This is a genomic window from Dokdonella fugitiva, assembly GCF_004342425.1.
GTDB classification, from domain to species: domain Bacteria; phylum Pseudomonadota; class Gammaproteobacteria; order Xanthomonadales; family Rhodanobacteraceae; genus Dokdonella_A; species Dokdonella_A fugitiva.
This window is the reverse complement of sequence record NZ_SLWQ01000021.1, coordinates 1-2,454: the sequence shown is the minus strand read 5'-3', so window position 1 is coordinate 2,454 and position 2,454 is coordinate 1. Positions and strand designations below refer to the sequence as shown.

Below are 2,454 nucleotides of genomic sequence, written 5' to 3'. Positions count from 1 at the left end.
CTGCAGTCGCCGGTGATCGCGCCGGTCTGGTAGCTGGTTCCGGTCAGCGTGCCGGCCGGGCAGGTGCCGCTGATCGTGTCGACGTGGTGGCCCGCGTCCGGTGTCATCGTGAACGTCGCCGCGCTGCCGTGGGTCACGCTCTGCGAAGCCGGCGCGATCGTGCCGTTGCCGCTCGCGCTGGCCGTGACCACGTAGACGGCAGGCGCATCCGGCGCGAACGCGACGGTGACGCTGCAATCGCCGGTGATCGCGCCGGTCTGGTAGCTGGTTCCCGTCAGCGTGCCGGACGGACACGTGCCGCCGATGGTGTCGACGTGGTGGCCCACCGCAGGCGTGACGGTCAGCATTGCGGTGTCGCCGTGATCGACGCTTTGCGATGCCGGCGTGATCGTGCCGTTGCCGGTCGCCGTGGCGGTGACCGTGTAGGCGTTGATGGCGAAGGTCGCCGTGACCGCGCAATCGGCGGTGATGTTCGGCGCCGTCCAGGTGCCGTCGCCGTTGTCGGCGGGCGTGCAGGTGTCGCCGGTGACGGAGACCACGTGATGACCGACAGCCGGCGTGACCGTGATCGTTGCGGTATCGCCGTGATCGACGCTTTGCGAGGCCGGCGTGATCGTGCCGTTGCCGGTCGCCGTGGCGGTGACGGTGTAGCTGACCGTGGCGCAGGTCACGCTCACGGTGACCGGCGCGCCGGCCATCGTGCCGCTGCCATCATCGTTGTCGCCGCCGGACACGGTGCAGGTCTGCGGCGGATTGGTCGGCTGGGTGGCGACGGTCACGGCATAGGCGCTGCCGTCGGCCAGCAAGGTGGCGAAGGCGTGGCTGCCGTCGGCGGCAATGGCCAGATCGTCGCCGCCATTGTTCCGCAGCACCAGGCCGGTGCCGGCCAGGCCGCTGACGGCGGCCTGCACCGCGTACACGGGCACGAATACGTAGGCCGCGCCGGTATCCGCTCCGCCGTCGTCCTCGCCATACGCCCCGACCAGCACGGTGTCGCCGTCGAGCGCCACCGACAGACCGAAAACGTCATACGCCTGCGGATCCCCGGCCACCAGCTTGGTTTGCTGGGTCCAGCTCCCGCCGTTGCGCACAAACACGTAGGCCGCGCCAGCCTCCGTGCCGCCGTCGTCCTCGTAAGGCGCTCCGACCAGCACGGTGTCGCCGTCGAGCGCCACCGACCAGCCGAACCAGTCACCCGCCTGCGCATCCCCCGCCACCAGCTTGGCCTGCTGGCTCCAGATCCCGCCGCTGTGCACGTACACGTAGGCCGCGCCGGCAAAGGCGCTCTCGCCATATGCCCCGACCAGCGCGGTGTCGCCGTCGAGCGCCACCGACAAACCGAACTGGTCGCCCGCCTGCGCATCCCCGGCCACCAGCTTGGCCTGCTGGCTCCAGCTCCCGCCGCTGCGCACGTACACGTAGGCCGCGCCGGCAGCACTGCCGCCGTCGCCCTCGTAAGGCGCCCCGACCAGCGCGGTATCGCCGTCGAGCGCCACCGACCAGCCGAACCAGTCATATGCCTCCGCATCCACGGCCACCAGCTTGGCCTGCTGGCTCCAGTTCCCACTGCCGCGCACGAACACGTAGGCCGCGCCGGCCTCCGTGCCGCCGGTGGCCTCGAAACGCGCCCCGACCAGCGCGGTGTCGCCTTCGAGCGCCACTGAATAACCGAACCCGTCATACGCCTCCGCGTCTGCGGCCACCAGCTTGTCCTGCTGGATCCAGTTCCCGCCGCTGCGCACGAACACGTAGGCCGCGCCGGCACCGATGCTCTTGCCATACGCACCGATCAGCACGGTGTCGCCGTCGAGCGCCACCGAATAGCCGAAATAGTCATTCGCCTGCGGATCGCCAGCCACCAGCTTGGCCTGCTGGCTCCAGCTCCCGCCGCTGCGCACGAACACGTAGGCCGCGCCGGCATTGAAACCGCCGGTGTCCTCGTAATGCGCCCCGACCACCGCAGTGTCGCCGGAGACGGCGACCGAGTAGCCGAGGTAGTCACCCGTCTGCGCATCCCCTGCGGTCAGCTTGCCCTGCTGGAGGGCGCCGCCACTCGTGTCCCAGCCCATCGGCCTGATCGGCAGCTGTGCCTGGATCGCCTGCCAGTCCTTTGCTGCCAGACCGTCCGGCACGCCAGCCTGTACGGGGGCGCATACGGCCAGCACCATCGCCAGCAGCACGACCAACGCCTGCGCGGCCCGGATCGTGGCGGTGCGCGCCCGGTCGACCGGAACGCGCGGATGTGGGAGTGCTGTCATGGGTACGTCTCCGGTTGGCGTGTCGGTATGCGGGGCGACCCCGCCTGCAAAGTGGGACAGGCCCGCGCCGAAGCGGCGCGGTACCCCAATTCCCGATCGCTGGCAGGCGAATGCGGCCGAATCGGTCTTCATGCCTGCATTTCCCTGCGTCCGGTCCAAAGTCCCGCCGCCGCCAGCAAGGCCGCGAGCAGCAACA

General features: G+C 70.2%; 1 protein-coding gene. It reads right to left on the bottom strand.

The genetic code is table 11. From position 1 onward, the window contains the following. Positions 1–2,390 (bottom strand): InlB B-repeat-containing protein (locus tag EV148_RS18165; protein ID WP_132000268.1); only part of this gene is annotated, 2,390 nt, incomplete at its 3' end. Positions 2,391–2,454 lie beyond the last annotated feature (64 nt).